The 16586-nt window shown below is 65.7% G+C and carries 13 protein-coding genes, 1 tRNA gene and 1 pseudogene; 12 read left to right on the top strand and 3 right to left on the bottom strand.

The window, feature by feature from the left end; genetic code table 11:
* The first annotated feature begins 32 nt into the window (after positions 1-32).
* Genes SB751_RS26860 through SB751_RS26840 form a run of 5 tightly spaced genes read left to right on the top strand, consistent with a single transcriptional unit; the run spans position 33 to position 9194 of the window.
* A complete protein-coding gene (locus SB751_RS26860; RefSeq protein WP_410748736.1) occupies positions 33-2627 on the top strand; it encodes an FHA domain-containing protein in 2595 nt (864 codons plus the stop codon).
* Complete coding sequence (locus SB751_RS26855; RefSeq protein WP_144199625.1) at positions 2624-4006, top strand: HlyD family efflux transporter periplasmic adaptor subunit; 1383 nt, start codon at positions 2624-2626, stop codon at positions 4004-4006. Before SB751_RS26860 ends, SB751_RS26855 begins: the two co-directional genes overlap by 4 nt.
* Positions 4007-4037: 31 nt before the next feature.
* Positions 4038-4790, top strand: coding sequence for a peptidylprolyl isomerase (locus SB751_RS26850; RefSeq protein ID WP_149135512.1), 753 nt, complete (start codon positions 4038-4040; stop codon positions 4788-4790).
* On the top strand, positions 4771-7881 hold the full coding sequence (locus tag SB751_RS26845) for a peptidase domain-containing ABC transporter (protein ID WP_410748735.1): 3111 nt from the start codon (positions 4771-4773) through the stop codon (positions 7879-7881). The genes SB751_RS26850 and SB751_RS26845 overlap by 20 nt, the downstream gene beginning before the upstream one ends.
* Positions 7878-9194 carry a sigma-54 interaction domain-containing protein gene (locus SB751_RS26840; RefSeq protein WP_144199618.1) on the top strand — a complete coding sequence of 439 codons (1317 nt, stop codon included), beginning with the start codon at positions 7878-7880 and terminating at the stop codon, positions 9192-9194. Before SB751_RS26845 ends, SB751_RS26840 begins: the two co-directional genes overlap by 4 nt.
* A gap of 9 nt (positions 9195-9203) precedes the next feature.
* On the opposite strand, the gene SB751_RS26835 is transcribed toward SB751_RS26840, so the two are convergent.
* Together SB751_RS26835 and SB751_RS26830 are read right to left on the bottom strand one after the other, a co-directional pair.
* On the bottom strand, positions 9204-9983 hold the full coding sequence (locus tag SB751_RS26835) for a PP2C family protein-serine/threonine phosphatase (protein WP_144199616.1): 780 nt from the start codon (positions 9981-9983) through the stop codon (positions 9204-9206).
* Between the two features lie 103 nt (positions 9984-10086).
* Entirely contained in the window at positions 10087-10377 is a 291-nt protein-coding gene (locus tag SB751_RS26830) for a hypothetical protein (protein ID WP_144199614.1), read from the bottom strand.
* A gap of 408 nt (positions 10378-10785) precedes the next feature.
* Between SB751_RS26830 and SB751_RS26825 the strand changes: the two genes are divergently transcribed.
* From SB751_RS26825 to SB751_RS26810, 4 genes are all read left to right on the top strand, one after another.
* A complete protein-coding gene (locus tag SB751_RS26825) occupies positions 10786-11247 on the top strand; it encodes a lecithin retinol acyltransferase family protein (RefSeq protein ID WP_144199612.1) in 462 nt (153 codons plus the stop codon).
* Positions 11248-11504: 257 nt separating this feature from the next.
* Positions 11505-11579: transfer RNA gene (locus tag SB751_RS26820), tRNA-Arg, on the top strand.
* Positions 11580-11745: 166 nt separating this feature from the next.
* Positions 11746-12969: a tyrosine-type recombinase/integrase gene (locus tag SB751_RS26815; protein WP_410748734.1), complete on the top strand. Its 1224-nt coding sequence runs from the start codon at positions 11746-11748 to the stop codon at positions 12967-12969.
* Positions 12966-13607 carry a hypothetical protein gene (locus tag SB751_RS26810; protein ID WP_410748733.1) on the top strand — a complete coding sequence of 214 codons (642 nt, stop codon included), beginning with the start codon at positions 12966-12968 and terminating at the stop codon, positions 13605-13607. The genes SB751_RS26815 and SB751_RS26810 overlap by 4 nt, the downstream gene beginning before the upstream one ends.
* A 992-nt stretch (positions 13608-14599) precedes the next feature.
* Here SB751_RS26810 and SB751_RS26805 read toward each other — a convergent pair.
* Positions 14600-14743 (bottom strand): annotated as a pseudogene (locus SB751_RS26805) (Arc family DNA-binding protein); the annotation flags it as partial.
* 61 nt (positions 14744-14804) lie between these two features.
* Here SB751_RS26805 and SB751_RS26800 point away from each other — a divergent pair.
* The 3 genes from SB751_RS26800 (at position 14805) to SB751_RS26790 (ending at position 16472) form a co-directional block, all read left to right on the top strand.
* Positions 14805-15026 (top strand): TraY domain-containing protein, encoded by a 222-nt coding sequence (locus tag SB751_RS26800; protein ID WP_410748732.1) that lies wholly within the window; start codon positions 14805-14807, stop codon positions 15024-15026.
* A 77-nt stretch (positions 15027-15103) separates the two neighbouring features.
* Positions 15104-15511 carry a hypothetical protein gene (locus tag SB751_RS26795; protein ID WP_410748731.1) on the top strand — a complete coding sequence of 136 codons (408 nt, stop codon included), beginning with the start codon at positions 15104-15106 and terminating at the stop codon, positions 15509-15511.
* A gap of 163 nt (positions 15512-15674) precedes the next feature.
* On the top strand, positions 15675-16472 hold the full coding sequence (locus SB751_RS26790; RefSeq protein WP_410748730.1) for a phage antirepressor KilAC domain-containing protein: 798 nt from the start codon (positions 15675-15677) through the stop codon (positions 16470-16472).
* The last annotated feature ends 114 nt before the right edge of the window (positions 16473-16586 follow it).

The following is a 16586-nucleotide window of genomic DNA, read 5'->3' as shown; positions in this document are numbered from 1 at the left end:
GCCACCGGCCCGACTGTTGGTTCCGTTGAAACATGACGCGCGACGATGCCCTGATCATGGAAATGCCGGTGAGAACGGGGCAGGCGTTCGACGTCCTGCTGATGCCCGTGTCCCGGCCCGAACTCGGCGAGATCCGGATCGGGGAGGATTTGTTCGCCATCGGCCGTGGCGAGGCGCCGTTCGTCGCCTATCCGGCGGAGACGGTCTCGGTACTTTCGCGCCGCCACGCGCGCATTTTTGCCGAGGACGGCGCCGTCTACGTGGCGGACCTCGGCAGCAAGAACGGCACGCGCGTGAATGGCGATGCCGTGGCCAAGCAGCCGGCGCTGCTGCGCGATGGCGACGAGGTGAGCTTTGGCGCGGCGCTGTCGTACCGCGTGCGCGTCTATCCGCGGCCCCCGGCGCCGGAGCCGCCACGTCTGGCCGTCACGCTCGCGCCGATCCGCCCGGAAATCGGCTTGCAGCCGGTGGTCGTCTCGGGCTTCCCGTTCCTCGTCAGCAAGGCCGATGACACCTTCGCGCGCTATCGCGACGACTATCCGCATCAGGTCAACTACCTTTCGCGCCGCCATGCGCACCTGTTCCTGAAGGCGGGGTCGCCGTGGCTGGAGGACCTGGGCAGCACCAACGGCACCTTCGTCAACGGCGTGCGGCTCGAGGACCAGGCCGTGCGCCTGGAGCCCGGCGATGTGATTGCGTTCGGCGGCAGCCATTTCGTCTACCGCGTGGATATCGAGCGTGAAGACGATGCCGACGCCACCGCCACGCGCTCCGTGCTGTACGAGGCACCGCCGCCTGCGTCTGCGCCAGAGGCAGCGTCCGCGCCTGCCGCCCCCGATTCGCTGGGCGCCGACCCCGACAAGACCACCTTCGTCGGCGCCGCCGATTCCTTCCTCGACATCTTCTGCGTGGACTATGCCGCCGCGCAGGAGGACGAGGTGAACCCCGAGCCAATGCCAGATGGCGGCCACGCCCAGGCCCACAAGCCGGCGTCGCGCGGCAAGGTGGCCATGCTGCTCGCCGAGGCGGCGCGCACCTTCGGCATCGATGACCGGCGCAAGCAGGCGCGCGTGGCACGCTGGGGCGCCGTGGCGCTGCTGCTGGCGGCCATCGGCGGCGGCTACCTGTACTGGCGCGGTGCGCCGGACCGCTCGCTGACCGCGCTGATGGACAAGGGCGACTACGCGCGCGCCGCCGCGCTGGCGGACGACTATCTGACGCGGCATCCCGACAACACCCAGTACCAGGCAACCGGCACCGAGGCGCTGATGCGCGCCTGGGTGCCGCCGTGGACCGCGCGGGTGCGTGCGAAGGACTTCAGCGGCGCCGACGCCGTGCTGGCCGAGATGCGCGCCCACAGCCGCCATAACCCCGATGGCCGCGCATTGATCGACGAACTGGAATGGGTGGCCAGCGTGGCGCGGCTGATGGCGGCGCGCGGTGACCCCGACGCCCCGATCCGCATGTATGCCGACGAAGCGCGCATCCGCGCCCTGGTGGCCCGCTGGGGTACGGACACGGTGGCACACCAGCGCGCGTTGGGCCGCATCGCCAACCAGGTGCCGGTGTTCCGCGACGCCTATGCGGAGGGCCTGAGCAACCTGCGCAGGCTCCAGAACGAAGATTCGGTGTACCTCGCCGCGATCGACCGCTTCAATGCCGCCATCGCCACCGAACTCGCGCGCGAGCAGCCCGAGGCGCTGCAGGCGATGCTGTCCGACTACAAGGACAAGTACCCGCGCCTGGCCGGGCTGGACCGCGTGGAGAGCGACCTCAAGCAGTACACCGCGCTGATCGAGTCGCTGCGCCAGCGCGCCACCGGGCCGCTCGTCGCCCAGATGCGCCAGGTCAGCTTCGCCACGCCGCCGTTCAAGGCGCAGTACGAGGCGCTGCTGGCGGCAAAGCTGCCGCCGGCCGACGTGCAGCGCCAGTACGCGCTGGCCGACGATGCATGGCGGCGCGGCGACAGCACGGCGGCCATCGACGCGCTGCGCCAGATCAACAGCGGCCCGTGGGCGGCCGATGTGGCCAAGGACGTGGCGCACAAGCAGCAGGTCGCCGCGCAATTCGCCAAGGTGAAGGAGGGCAGGGCGGGCAATAGCGGCTACGAGGACGCCTTGCTGGCCTTCTATGCCGCGCTCGACCCGGACGCCGATGCCTATTACGTGAAGGCCATCGACGCCGACGTCAACACGATCCGCGAGGCGGCGCTGCGCCGCGCCAACCAGTTGCTCAACCGCGCCGCCACGCAGTGGCGCCAGTACCGCAACAACGGGCTGATTGCGGGCGAGCAGCGGCTGGAGGCGGGTATCTCGCCGAAGTTCCGCGCGCAGGCCCGTCTGCTGGCCGAGGCGCAGGGCGACGCCCGCCAGGGCTTGCGCATCTACAGCCAGCTCAAGGCCGGCGACATGGCGGAGTGGACCAAGGTGCGCGACGAGATCCAGGCCGAGGTAGACCTCCAGCGGCGCTCGCTCAACGACCTGCGCATGGTGCTGGACCCGGCCGTGCTGCGCGCCAAGCTCGAACTGGTGGGCGAAGGCAGCAAGGGCGCCGCACCCGACGCCGCACCCGAGGGCGCCACCCCCGCCACCCCTGCCAGCACTACCGCATCCGGAGGCGCGCGATGAGCGAGGATCCCCGCGACAGCAAGCTGCGCCCGCTCAACGAGGCGCTGGAGGACCACAGCGCCGAAGGCATCGCCATCTTGAGTTCCGAGCCCTGGCGGCTGTCGATGCTGACCGTGGTCATCACCGGCGCGCTGGTGATCTGCGCGCTGATCTGGTCATTCTTCGGGCATGCCGATGTCATCGTGACGGCGCACGGCACGCTGGCGCCGGAGTCGGAGGTGCGCCGCTTCTACGCGCCCGTCGATGGCGAACTGGCCGACCTCTACGTGGCCGAGGGCCAGCCGGTGTCGAAGGATGACGTGCTGGCGCGGCTCAACGCGCGCGGCGCGATCGAGGCGGCGGCCAGCGCGCTGGAGGCGCAGCTGAAGCTGGAGGACTCCGAGCGCGAGTGGAAGCAGTTTCCCGAGCGCAAGGTGCTGATGGAGCGCCGCGCGCAGGCGCTCAAGCAGCAGATCGAACTGGCCACGCGCCAGCACGAGAACCGCATGGCCGAGGGCACGACGCGGTTGGCCGAGCAGCAGCGCGCGCAGTTGCAGGAGGCGCGCAGCAACCTCGAGAACGCCCGCCGTGCGCGCGACTTCGCCCGGCAGGAGCAGGACCGCTACGCGCGGCTGTTCGCGCTGCCGGCGGGCGGCGGGGTGTCGCAGTCGCAGGTGGAAGGCAAGCGCGCCATTACCCAGGACGCCGAGAACAACCTGCGCGTGGCGCAGTCGCGGCTGACCGAGCTGGACGCGCGGCTCTCGCAGCAATACACGCAGGCCAGCGCCCAGCTGGAGGGCAGCGGCCAGGAGCTGGCCAACCTGCGCATCCAGTACGACGCCGCGATGCGCGAGATCAGCAACACCGAGGACAAGCTGCGCCTGCAGGTGCAGACCGCCCGGCTGGTGGCGGAGGCCGCCGCGCGCATCAAGTTCGAGAACATCGACAAGGACAACTTCCTGCTGATCGTGGCGCCGGTGTCGGGCGTGATTACGGACGTCACCTCCACCCAGCGCGGCGACAAGGTGCAGGCCAACGCGCCGCTCGGCGGCATCGCCCCAAAGGATGCCCGGCCGATGCTGCGCATCGAGATTGCCGAGCGCGACCGCGCCTTCCTGCGCGAGGGCCTGCCGGTGAAGCTCAAGTTCAACGCGTTTCCGTACCAGCGCTACGGGCTGATCGCGGGCACGCTGGAGTACATCTCGCCGGCCACCAAGCCGTCGGGGCCGGACAAGCAGCCCGTGTACGAGGGGCGCGTGCGGCTGGCGCAGGACTACTACGCCGTGGCCAGCAACCGCTACCCGCTGCGTTACGGCATGACCGCCACGGCGGAGATCGTGGTGCGTGAGCGCCGCCTGATCGACCTCGGGCTTGACCCGTTCCGGCAGGTGGCGGGCTGAACAGATTCCAGCAATAAAAAAGGAGAGGGCGATGACAGCCATCGTGCGGATCGACGAGGAAGTGATCGGCGTCGACGAATTCGTGAGGGTACTCAAGCTCACCGGCCAGTTCGAGGGGCTGGTGGAGCAGCTCGTGCGTGACAAGCTGACCGCCCACGCGGCGCGGCGGCACGGCATCAAGCTGGCGCCGGCGGAGATCCAGGAGCGCGCCGACCAGTTCCGCCGCGTGCAGGGGCTGCATCGCGCGGCGGACATGAACCATTATCTCGACGCGCTCGGCATCACCCTGGACGAGTTCGAGGCGTTCATCACCGACAGCCTCTACCAGGAGAAGATGCTGGCCGAGGTCTGCAATGACGCAGCCATGGAGACCTACTTCCAGCTCAACTCGCCCAAGTTCGACAGCATCGAGGTGAGCCATATCGTCGTGGATACCGAGGGCAAGGCGCGCGAGCTGGTCTCCTACCTCCAGGACGACCCGGACAGCTTCGCCGAGATGGCGCGCGAGCACTCCATAGCCGATACGCGCGAGCAGGGCGGCGACATCGGCAAGGTGCTGCGCGGCTCGCTCAAGAGCGACATCGAGGCCAAGGTCTTCAATGCCGAGCCGGGCGCCCTGCTGGGGCCGTTCCCGGCGGCGGACCGCTCGTTCTTCGAGGTGTTCCTGGTGCGGGCCAAGCATCCGGCGCGGCTCGATGCTGACGTGGCCGTGGAGGTGCGCCGGCTGCTGCGCGAGGAATGGCTGATGGCCAGGGCTCAGGAACATGTCATCCAAGCCCGCTAGCGATGCCGCCGCCGAGGCGCTCCCGCCAGGGGCCGCCCCCACGCTGGCCGCCCCGACGCTAGCCGATTTCCTCGCCACGGTGGAGATCCTCTCGCCACTCTCGCGCGAGGAACTCGAACGGCTGGCTGCCAGCGCGCGCACGCTGACCTTCGGCTTCGGCGACACGGTCTGCAATGCCGGCGACCCGGCCGAGGGTATTTTCATCGTCCGGGCCGGCTCGGTGCGCGTGTTCAACGAGGAGCACGGCAAGGAAATCAGCATGGGCGTGCGCAAGGCCGGCGAGGTCTTTGCCGATATCGCCTTGCTGCGCGAGTACCGGCACGAGTCCTCCGTGCGGGCGTCGGGCAAGACCGAGCTGATCACGATTCCGCGCAGCGTGTCGGAGCCGGTGGTTGGCGGCAACCCGGCCGCGCTGGCCTTCATCACCAGCTACGTGGCGATCAGCTCGGCTGGCGGCTTCGTCGCGCGGCTGTTCGATTTGCGCGGCAAGCTGGACAAGAGCGAACTCGAAGACGCCGTGCGCAGCGTGGGCGTGAAGCGTGTGGCGGCCGGCAAGCCCATCCTCCAGCAGGACGGCCGCGACGACCGCCGCCTCTACGTGGTGCGGCAGGGCACGGTGCGGATCGTGCGCGAGGAGGACGGCGACACCTTCCCGCTCGCCACGCTCGGCCAGGGCGAGATCTTCGGCGAACGGGCCTGTGTGATGCGGCAGGAGCAGATCGCCTCGGCCATCGCCGAAACCGATACGCGGCTGCTGGTGATTCCCGAGAAGACGGTCCAGCTGATCCTGGAGCGCAACGTGCGGCTGCGCGAGGTGCTGGAGGAACGCATCCGCGCGGTAGACCGCGAGCTGCACCGCCAGAAGAAGCTGGCCGAGCGGCGCAAGCGGCCGGTGCTGCTCGATCTCCATTCCAAGCCGGAGTTCGGCGAGCGCGTGATCCGGCGCTTCGCACTGGTGGAGCAGGCCGAGGAGATGGATTGCGGCGCCGCCTGCCTGGCGATGATCTGCCGGCACCACGGCATACCGATGACGCTGGGCAAGCTGCGCGAGCTGGCCAACGTGACCACCTCCGGCGCCACGCTGGACAGCCTGGCGCGCGCGAGCGAGTCGCTCGGCTTCACCACGCGCGGTGTGCAATGCACGCGCGACGCGCTGCAGGGCTTTGAGCTGCCGTTCATCGTGCACTGGGAGGGCTACCACTACGTGGTGGTGTACGGCATCTCGGCGCGCCATGTCTGGGTGGCCGACCCCGCCATCGGCTTCCGCAAGATGAGCACGGAGGAGTTCGAGCGCGGCTGGAGCGGCACCTGCCTGCTCTTCACGGCCGGCGAGAGCATGGCCGAGCTGGCCGTGGCGCGCTCGCCCTGGCTGCGCTTCATCGGCTATCTGGCGCCGTACAAGCGCATCCTCGCGCACCTGTTCCTGGCCACCTTCGTGATCCAGATGCTCGGGGTGGTGCCGCCGCTGATCATCCAGAACATCCTCGACGGCGTGGTGGTGCACCAGAACGTCGGCCTGCTGCACCTGCTGATCCTGGGGCTGGTGATCTCCAGCGTGTTCACCCAGCTGATGGCGACCGTCCGTGCGTACCTGGCCAACTTCATGGTGCGCAATATGGACTTCGCGATGATGTCGCACTTCTTCAAGCACACGCTGTCTTTGCCGCTGTCGTTCTTCGCCAAGCGCAAGACCGGCGACATCTTCGCGCGCTTCCAGGAGAACCAGACGATCCGGGCCTTCCTGACCGAATCCACGGTGACCACGGCGCTGAACCTGCTGATGGTGTTCATCTACTTCACCATCATGTTCTTCTACAACGTCAAGCTGACGCTGTTGCTGATCGCCTTCATCATCCCGATTGCCGCGCTGACCGTTATCGTCACGCCGAAGGTGAAGACCTACGCGCGCGACGTGTTCGCGGCCTCGACCGACGCCAAGTCGTACCTGATGGAGACGCTGGGCGGGGCGGAGACGGTGAAGGGCATGGGCATCGAGCGGCCGGTGCGGCTGCGCTGGGAGCGCAAGTACGCCAAGGCGCTGGAAAAGCAGTACCAGGCCCAGTCCTTCCACATCCTGGTCGGGCTGGTCAGCCAGGTCCTGAACGCGGCCACGACCATCGCCGTGCTGTGGGTGGGCGCCACGCTGGTGCTGGAGCGCGAGCTGACCATCGGCCAGCTGATCGCCTTCAACGCCTTCATGGGCAGCGTGCTGGCCCCGGTGATGGGGCTGGTGGCGCTGTGGAGCCAGCTCAACGACGCCGGCGTGGCAATGGAGCGGCTGGGCGACGTGCTGGACCTGGAGCCGGAGCAGAAGCCGCAGGACGTGCTGTCGCGCGTGATGCTGCCGGACCTCCAGGGCGATATCCGCTTCGAGGGCGTGTACTTCCGCTACGGCGGCGAGGACACCCCCTACGTGCTCGAGAACATCAGCTTCCATATGCGGCCCGGCGAGATGGTGGCCATCGTGGGCCGCAGCGGCTCCGGCAAGACCACGCTGGCCAAGCTGCTGGTGGGCTTCTACAAGCCGTGCGAGGGGTCGATGTCGGTGGATGGCTATGACCTCAACGTGATCGACGCCGGCTTCTATCGCGCCCAGGTGGGCTATGTGATGCAGACCAACCTGCTGTTCTCGGGCACCATCGCCGAGAACGTCGCCTGCGGCGAAGACAGCCCCGACCGCCGCCGCATCGAGGAAGTGGCGAAGATGGCGGACGCGCACGCCTTCATCTCCAAGCTGCCGCTCGGCTACGAGCAGGTGGTGGGCGAGCGCGGCATCGGGCTGTCGGGCGGGCAGATCCAGCGGCTGTGCATCGCGCGGGCGCTGTACCACGACCCGCGCCTGCTGGTGTTCGACGAGGCCACCTCGGCGCTGGACACGCAGTCGGAGAGCAACATCCTCGCCAACATGCAGGAGATCCTGCGCGGGCGCACGGCGGTGATCATCGCGCACCGGCTCAGTACGATCATGCAGGCGGACAAGATCCTCGTGCTGTACGAAGGCGGCATCGTGGAGCAGGGGCGGCACGAGGAACTGCTCGCGCGCCGCGGCATGTACTACCAGTTGGTTCAGAAACAGTTGAGCGCGGCATGAAGCTATTCAACCAGGGCACGCCTGTTACCTCCGCGGTGTCGTTTGCCGGGCTGATCGAGAAGATCGAGATCCTGCGCTCCACGCTGCGCTGGTCGTCGCGGCTGGAGCGGCCCGAGATCGAGAAGCTGCTCAAGCAGGCCACCACGCTGCGCGACGAGGTGATGGGGCTGTCGCACAAGGAGCGCTTCGTGGCGGCAGCGTCGGCCGAGCCCGAGGCGGTGACCGAGGTGGAGCCGGTGGACCTGTCCTCGCGCGAGCGGCGCCAGGCGCTGATGGAGCGCAGCTTCATCTTCGAGGGCACCTTCGGCGACAACCCCAAGCTGCTGGAGGCGCTGGAGATTGCCGAAAAAGCCTCCCCGACCGACCTCCCGGTGCTGATCGACGGCGAAAGCGGCACCGGCAAGGAGCTGATGGCGAAGGTGATCCACGCCAACGGCTCGCGCACGGACAAGCCGTTCATCTCGGTCAACTGCGGGGCGATTCCGGACAGCCTGCTCGAATCGGAACTGTTCGGCCACAAGAAGGGCGCGTTCACGGGCGCCGCCAACGACCGGCGCGGCAAGTTCGAGAGCGCCCACACCGGCACGATCTTCCTCGACGAGATCGGCGAACTGCCCCTGGTCGGGCAGGTCAAGCTGCTGCGCGTGCTGGAGGCGCACGAGATCCAGCGCGTGGGCTCCGACGAGGTGATCTCCGTGGACGCCCGCATCGTGGCCGCCACCAACAAGGACCTACGGCGGATGAGCCAGGAAGGCACTTTCCGCGAAGACCTCTTCTACCGGCTCAGCGTGATTCATGTGACGTTACCGGCACTGCGCGAGCGGCGCGACGAGATCGCGCTGCTGGTGGCCTATTTCGGCGATGAGTCCGCTGGGCAGCTCAAGCGCCGTCCGGTCAAGCTGACGCCCCGCCTGCGCGACTTCCTGATGCACTACGACTACCCCGGCAATATCCGCGAACTGCGCAACCTGATGTACCGGATTTCCTGCCTGGCCGGCGATACGGCCGATCTGGCCCACCTGCCGCAGGACATCCGTCCCCGGCCGGCGGGGCTGTCCGTGGTGGCGGGGGCAGGGCGCGCCGGCGTGGCGGACGTGACCACGGCCACCTCGCTGGCCGAGGCCAAGCGCGCCGCCAGCGACGAGGCCGAACGGGCCTTCCTCGAACGGGGCCTGCAGGAGGTGGGCGGCACGGTGGCGGAGCTGGCGCGGCGCTTCGAGATGAATCGCTCGCACGTGCAGATGCTGCTCAAGAAGCACGGCATCCATTCGAAGGATTTCCGGGGCAGCCGGACGGCGGAGGGTGGGAAGTAGGCTCGCGGCTCAGACTTCCGGATTGAGCAGGGTCATGTCGGAGCCGCCGCCGATGTCCTCGGCGCGCAGCACGACGACGGAGACGTTGTCGTGCCCGCCATTCACCAGCGCTTGCTGCACCAGTTCGTTGGCTGCCGCCGCGCAGTCCCCCGCGCTGGCCGCCAGCACCGCCGCGATGCCGGCATCCTCCACCTCGTTGCTCAGGCCGTCGCTGCAGAGCAGGAACATGTCGCCGTCGCCCACTTCGAGCGTCAGTACGTCGAGGTCTAGCCGGGTGGCGGCGCCCACGGCGCGCGTGATGGTGTTGTGGGCGGGATGGTGCTTGGCCTCCTCGGCCGTAATCAGCCCCCGGGCGCGCAGCCGCTCCACCTGGCTGTGGTCGCGCGTGAGCTGTTTCAGGTGGCCGGCCCGGAAAAGATAGAGCCGGCTGTCGCCGGCCCAGAGGCACCCGCAACGCCGCTCACAGGCCAGCATCGCCACGACGGTGCTGCCGATCACCCGCACCTTCATCCGCGCGGCTTCGTCGATCAGCGCCTGGTTCACGGCAAGGAGCGCTGTGCGGGCGTCGTCCAGCGCGCCATCCAGGCTGCCGGGCGGCCCCAGGCCGGAGAGGGCCTGGACGATGGCGCGGCTGGCGAAGTCGCCGACGGCATGGCCGCCCATGCCGTCGGCCACCGCCCAGATGCCGCGTTCGGGCAGGTCCAGGCAGGCGTCCTCGTTGCGTCCCCGCACCCGGCCGACGTCCGTGGCGGCGGCCGAGCTCCAGCGGAATTCCGTTGCGCAGGTCACGGTGTGCTCCGGCGCGGAAGAAAGCGGCTCCGCGCAAGCGCCGCCCCCCGGGGCAGCATCAAAGGGTGGCCGGTGGGAGTGCTCCCCGGCCACCGGGCAGGACTCAGATCAACCGACCCTTGTTCCGGGCGTCCAGCGCGGCGTCCACGGTAATCGTCGAATTGGGCGCGTTGTTCTGGACGTCGATGTTCTGGAACTGGTTGTTCATCTGATCAGCATAGAAGCTGTAGTTGATCTCGTAAAAGTTCACGACAGGAGACGCGCTGGGGCGGGCGGCCACGTAGGGCTGGATCCAGCCGAACACCCACGGGGCGCCGCCGCCGCGAATGCAGGACATGGCGCGGAAATCCAGCTCGTGACGGGTGTCGAGGTCCTTGACGATGAGGGTGGCCATGATGGTCTCCAGAGTCGGGGGCGGCGTGTGGCGCCATGCCTGAATAGAGCAATCGGTGTGCCATTGCGGATTTGTGATGCACGCGGCGCATGCCGGGCGCGGCGTGGCGTCCGGACGGCTTGCGGCGTTGGCACCAGCCCAACACCGGGCCATACGGGTGTCGGCTGCCACCCGCCACCGCGCTGCGTCGCCGGGCGGGCAAGCAAAAAGCCCGGCTGATGGCCACCAGCCAACACATCGCCCGGAAAACTGTTGGATGGCCGCGCACGGTTGCCGGCGGGCAAGGGGTGCCGATCGCCCGCAACCCCTTGTCTCGCCGTGGTTCGATGGCATTGGCACGCTTGATGCGGTTGGTTGGCATCGACACAGCACTGGCTGCCTCCCACCGACACCGAACCGAGAACTGCCATGAACACCCAAGACCAACAACAAGACGACTACCTGCCCGGCGCCCACCTGGTCACCGAACGCAACGGCTACGTCCACCATGGCATCTACGCCGGCAACGGCCGCGTCATCCACTACGCCGGCTTCTGCCACGCCCTGCACGCCGCCCCGGTCGAGGAAACCTCGCTGGCCCAGTTCGCCCACGGCCATTCGGTGGCGGTGAAGGCCGAACCCTGCGCCTGCTACCTCGGCATGGAAGCCGTCGCCCGCGCCCGTACCCGCCTCGGCGAAGACCACTACCACCTGCTGACCAACAACTGCGAGCACTTCTGCACCTGGTGCCTGCTCGGCCAGGCCCGCAGCGAACAGGTGGATGCCTGCCTGCGCCAGCCCCGCGCCGCCGTCCAAACCGTCATGGCGATGGTGCGGGCCCTGCTGGCCTCGATCGGCACCGGTACCGGCACCGGCCTGACCGCCGCCTGATCGGATCAACAAACCAAACAGGGAGCAAACCATGAGCGGACTGATCGATTGGGTAGGCTGCGAAAGCCGCCAGGCAAGGGCCTGCCACCGGCGGGCCGCCCGGGCCACAGCCAGTGGGCGAGGTGACCAGCAAGGCGCGCGCCGCCGAACCAGCGCCCGCCGCCGGCCATGGGCCGAACTTGCCGAGTTTGCTATACTCCGCCCCGTCTTCCGGCTCGGCCGGCCCATGGCGGCTGGCACACCGTGCAGACGGTCCGCTCGCCGTAGTTCAATGGATAGAACGAGCGCCTCCTAAGCGCTAGATACAGGTTCGATTCCTGTCGGCGGGACCATAATCAAGTCCGCAGCAGTTCTCCAAAGTCCTCCGCTCCGCGATAAATCAAGGATTCCCGGCCTTTCGACGTTCGTCAAAGTTCGTGACGAATCGTTGGCATCCAGCATTTTTCGAGGCATCATTCGTGGCACCAGTAATGCCACGATTTTCGGTGCCACGAAAAAATGCCTATCCGCGTCGAGCCCCTCTCCGACACCAAACTCCGTAACGCCAAAGCAAAAGAGAAGCCGTACAAGCTGGCGGACGGTGGTGGCCTGTTTCTAGAGGTAATGCCCGACGGCCGTAAGCTGTGGCGTTTTCGTTATTTCAGGCCATCGGGTAGCGAGAATCGGCTCGGGTTCGGCGTGTACCCCGAAGTCACCCTGGCCCAGGCGCGCGCGCAGCGCGATTCGGCCCGCACCCTGCTGGCCGCCGGCACCGACCCCGGCACTGCCAAACAGGATCAGCGCCTCGCGGCCAAGATCGCCGCCGGCAATTCCTTCGAGGCGGTCGCTCGTGACTGGCATGCCACCCAGAAGGAAAGCTGGAACGAGGTCTATGCCGGCAAAGTCCTCGCCTCGCTCGAGAACGACGTCTTCCCCGTCTTGGGCAGCACGCCCATCTCCGACATCCGCGCGCCGGCCATCCTGGCGCTGCTGAAGAAGGTCGAGGCGCGCGGCGTCCGCGACACCACAAAGCGCGTGCTGCAGCGCATGCGCGCTGTGTTCCAGTACGGCATCGTCTATGGCTTGTGCGACCGCAACCCGGCCACCGACATCGATAGCGAGGTCGTGCTCAAGGCGGCGCCGGTCCAGCACCAGGCCAGGGTGCCGTTGGCCGAACTGCCGCAGCTGCTGCGCGACATCGATGGCTACGAGGGCGACAAGGTGACGCGCCTGGCGTTGCAGTTCATGACGCTGACGTTCGTGCGCACCACCGAAATGATCCAGGCGAAGTGGGACGAGATCGACGAGGACAAGGCCGAGTGGCTGGTGCCGGCCGAGCGCATGAAGATGCGCGACCCACACGTGGTGCCGCTATCCACGCAGGCGCTGGCCGTGCTGAAGGAACTGCGCGAAATCAATGGCCACCGTGGCTATGTTTTCTACAGTCCGCGCGGCAAGACTGGCCACATCAGCAATAACACGATGCTCTACGCGCTGTACCGGCTGGGGTACCACTCGCGGATGACCGGCCACGGGTTTCGGGGCCTGGCATCGACAGCGCTGAACGAGTTGGGATTCCGACCGGACGTGATTGAGCGCCAACTAGCGCACGTTGAACGCAACAAGGTGCGGGCGGCATACAACCACGCGCAGTACTTGCCCGAGCGCCGGCAGATGATGCAGGCGTGGGCTGACCACGTAGGCGCACTACGTTCCACGAGCCCAATGGGAGGTGAACAATGAAACGCGCGATGGAACTTGCGCGGAAGCATGTGCACGGCATCGTTCTTTTCTTGATCGCAGGGGGCTTTGCCTATCTCGCCTACGGGTTCTACCTTGCCCCTCCAAATGCCAGTCAGGACTGGGCAGCTTGGGCGCAGGCTTTCGGCGCAACTGTGGCTCTTGGAATTGCGATCTACGTTCCGTATCGCCAGCGTGTAGATGATCGGGCCGACCGCGTAGCAAAGGAGACTGAGCAGAGAGGCCTGACTCTCTTGTGCCTTCAAGAGATATCAGCTGAGATCGCTCAGATGTGCCTACTTAGTGGATTCCAAAAGGACAATCCGGAGCACAGGACAATTTATCCGAACATCGCTGACGATTTCAATGCGATCGCCGAATGCCTTGACCGCTTTCCCATTGAGCGCTTTATCGAGGCTGGCAGGGCTGAGGAGCTGAGAGCCCTACGGCGCATCTCGTTGCAGATGGCTCTATTGCACACCGCAGACAAGAAGATGTACGGACCGCAATTCAACGTCAGGCATCGCGAGCAGATCGGTGAACTCGAGAACACTGTTCGAAAAATTTCACTTCGATTAAAGGACGAGATCGAGGAGATATGCCCGGGAAAATTCACCACGCGGCTGCGCACCCGCCTGTAAGCTGCACCTCTATATACGCATGAATAGTTACTGCTCAGATTGCCAGGCTCTCGTGGACAAGCTGCGGGACCACCGCCCCCATGGCAACCTCGTCTTTCGGAATCCCACTAGGCACGAACTGGGGGAGTGGGCGAAATATTTCGAGGGCGATCTATACACGTGTCGTGCCTGTTGCCGGGTGCTTCTTAGGGAGTCGACTAAAGCCCCGGAGCCTCAAGTTTGGCGCGCGCCACCAGTGGTGTAAATGCGGCGATTCCACGCTGCAGCGGCACTGGCCTCGCTCTGGTGAGTCGGCGCGATCTGGTGCCCGCAGCAAGCGACGTCGGTGCAGCTGGCGGCCGACCAACCCTGTGACGTCTTCATCTGGCCTGGTAGCCCGAAGAATAGGCAGGGAGTTGGCTTCATGGGTTGGTCGGCACTAAGCATGGTGCCACTCCCGTCAATGGCGGAAGTCTCGAACGACGGCCCCGAAACTAAAGCCCCGCTTCGGCGGGGCTTTCCTGTTTGGAGGCGGATTAGCTCTTGGGAGGGCGAGTGCGGCGGATACGTTTGACTGGAGACCTGGATGGTTCGCGGCCTGTCTCCAACACCTCTTTGGCGTAGTTAGCGTAGGAGCGCTTTTCTGCTGGCGGTTGGCTTGATGGATGGTTTGGTCCGGGTGTGCCATCGGGCTCAAACACCTTCGTGGCAACACCCAATTCAATCATGCGGGTAATTGCTGGGACTGCAGCCTCAAGGTCACCTGACGAGAATGACCCCCCCACCGTTTGCATGATAGACATCAACTCATTGGAAACTGGGTTGGCGGACTTCGGAACACGTTCTGCCGTCGTGCGTAGATACATCCCCGCGATTTTTAGAAGCGCCTTGTACGACTCAGCCAACTCTCTTGCTCTGTCCAACTCTCCGCTCATGGCTTCGATAACAGCCTTGTGCTGTTGAGCCATAGCTTCAAGTTCCGCTACGCGCTGTGAGGGAGCAGAGAGAGCAAAGGACGCTTCCAAGCGCCCGACGATCTCCGCATTCATTGAGCGGTTGTTGGCCTTCGCCTCTTCGGCGATGCGGTCGCGCATGCCGTCAGGGAGACGGACGATGAATCGATCTTGGGATTCGCTGGGGTAGGGTTTCGTGGCCATGGCCGGATGGTAATGCCAACTCGGAATGTTTTCGATGATTCCAACTTGACATGATTCCGAGTTGGCATTACTGTTTCAATATGCCAACTCGGCATCATTGGAGATCGAGATGAAAGGATACCAACCGACCCCGTTTGGGCTGCGAATGGACCCGGAACTGAAGGAATGGCTTACGGAGCAGGCGCAGCGAAGCTTCCGCAGTCTCAACGCGGAGATCGTCTTCAGGCTGAAGGAAAGTAGAACGAAGCAAGCGGGAGCCGCCGATGAACGCTTGGCAGCCTGAAAAGAGAAACGCCCCAACGGCGGCAACCGTTGAGGCGTTCGGAATTGAAGTGACCCTCGGAAAAGGAACACATCGGAATGGATACTAGCACACGCACCGAAGGGCGGGGCTTCGACCTCAGCCTCATCATCGGACCGGCCAAGCGTCCCGAAGTCACGCTGGCTGGCGTCATCCGGAACGTCAAGGCGGACATCGACGGCATGCTGGTTGCCTTGCTGGGCCGGCTGGAAGCACTGGTGGAGGAAGCTGCTGCCCAGCAGCCGGTTGAGCAGTCGGCCAACACCGTTATTTACGTCGAGTACGGCCGGGACGGGAAGCCTGACGCCGATCTGCAAATTCTGGACCCGCGCCGGATACTGGCGAACCTGACGCGCTGGGAAAACTGGCTCATGACGGCGCTAGTGAAGCTGTGGCAGGCGTTCGACGCCAGCGACGGCAAGTCGGCGCTCTGTCTGGCTGGCAAGACGGGCGGGGTGGCAGCATGAGGCCGACACCCGTCAACTTCGCCCTGGACTTCCAGGTCAAGCAGAGGCATCCGGGCTGGTTCAATGCCTCAGCAGTATCTGTGCTGTTGCCTCAGAGCAACGTGCGCGTCGGTCAATCTATCAACCGGCGCGAGCGTCGTGCCGCGATGAAGGGAGTGCAACGATGAACGAACTGATCAAAGCAGGCGACGCCATGAGGATGACCAGCCAGGAAATCGCCGAACTGGTCGAGAAGCGTCACGACAACGTGAAGCGCACCATCGAAGCCCTTGCGAATCAAGGCGTTATAGCACGTCCTCAAATTGAGGATATGCGAGAAGCCGGCGGCAACAACCGGACCTACACCACGCAGCAGTACGTGTTCACGGGCGAACGCGGCAAGCGCGACAGCATCGTCGTAGTCGCTCAGCTCTCCCCGGAGTTCACTGCCCGCCTGGTTGACCGCTGGCAGGAACTGGAGGATGGCACAGCAGCACTGCCGAAGACGCTACCTGAGGCGCTTCGCCTTGCCGCCGATCTGGCCGACCAGAAGGCGAAGGCCGAAGCCGCGCTGGCTCTAGCTGCACCCAAGGCGGATGCGCTGGACCGCCTGGCGAAATCCAATGGAAACGCGGTGTGTCTGAGGGTGGCGGCGAAGCTGCTGCAGGTTCCTGAGAAGCAGTTTCTTCAGTTCGCGCAGCAGGAGAACTTCATCTTCCGCCACCACCACAGTCGGGTATGGCAGGGCTACAGCGACAAGGAAAAGGCAGGACTGCTGGAACTGAAGCTCACCGAGGTAACGCGCGACGATGGTTCGACGAAAACGGTCGAGCAGGTCCTTATTACGCGCGCTGGGCTCGCCAAGTTGGCGGAATGCATTGAGAGGAAGGTGCCATGGTTGAAGAAGGTAGAGTCCAAACCGACAATGCACCCTCGGTTGATGCGGTCGAGCGGGCCGCCGTCATCGTCTTTGGCCTGGTAGGCCAACAAGAGCCAAATTAAGGCAAGAGGCCCACTTTTGTGAACTGCACCCCAAAAGTTGGACACCCGTTCAACCTTTGGGGTGTTTTTCATGGCGAAGTACAACGAGGCGTTC

The organism is Cupriavidus sp. SIMBA_020, assembly GCF_046535395.1.
Taxonomy (GTDB): domain Bacteria; phylum Pseudomonadota; class Gammaproteobacteria; order Burkholderiales; family Burkholderiaceae; genus Cupriavidus; species Cupriavidus campinensis.
Note: the sequence above shows the minus strand (reverse complement) of the source record. Positions and strands in the feature narration are given on the sequence as shown.